The 724-nt window shown below is 62.2% G+C and carries 1 protein-coding gene; it reads left to right on the forward strand.

Annotated features, from left to right (window positions below; all coding sequences use genetic code 11):
* Positions 1-724 (forward strand): D-lactate dehydrogenase (gene dld, locus HHU12_RS34305; RefSeq protein WP_169661201.1); only part of this gene is annotated, 724 nt, incomplete at both ends.

Below are 724 nucleotides of genomic sequence, written 5' to 3' on the forward strand. Positions count from 1 at the left end.
TGGCGCGTGCTCAACGCCTGCGTAGACGCCGATAAAATTATTCTGATGCAGGCGGCCAACACCGGCCTGACCGAAGGTTCGACCCCCAACGGCAATGATTACGATCGCGAGATCGTGATTATCAGCACCCTGCGCCTGGACAAACTGCATCTGCTGGACAAAGGCGAGCAGGTGCTGGCCTGGCCCGGCACCACCCTCTATTCGCTGGAAAAAGCGCTCAAACCGTTGGGACGCGAACCGCACTCGGTGATCGGTTCGTCATGCATCGGCGCATCGGTCATCGGCGGGATCTGCAACAACTCCGGCGGCTCGCTGGTGCAGCGCGGGCCGGCCTACACTGAGATGTCGCTGTTCGCGCAGATTGACGCCGACGGCAAGCTGAAGCTGGTCAATCATCTGGGCATCGATCTCGGCAGCACGCCGGAGCAGATCCTCAGCCGCCTCGATGACGAACGGATTAGCGATAGCGATGTCCTGCACGACGGCCGCCACGCCCACGATCACGACTATGTCACCCGCGTGCGCGATGTCGATGCCGACACCCCGGCGCGCTATAACGCCGACCCGGACCGCCTGTTCGAATCCTCCGGCTGCGCCGGCAAGCTGGCGGTTTTCGCCGTGCGTCTCGATACTTTCCCGGCGGAAAAGCGCCAGCAGGTGTTTTACATTGGCACCAACCAGCCGCAGGTATTGACCGAGATCCGCCGCCATATCCTCGCCGAGT

The organism is Flammeovirga aprica JL-4 (genome assembly GCF_012844305.1).
GTDB classification, from domain to species: Bacteria; Bacteroidota; Bacteroidia; order Cytophagales; family Flammeovirgaceae; genus Flammeovirga; species Flammeovirga aprica.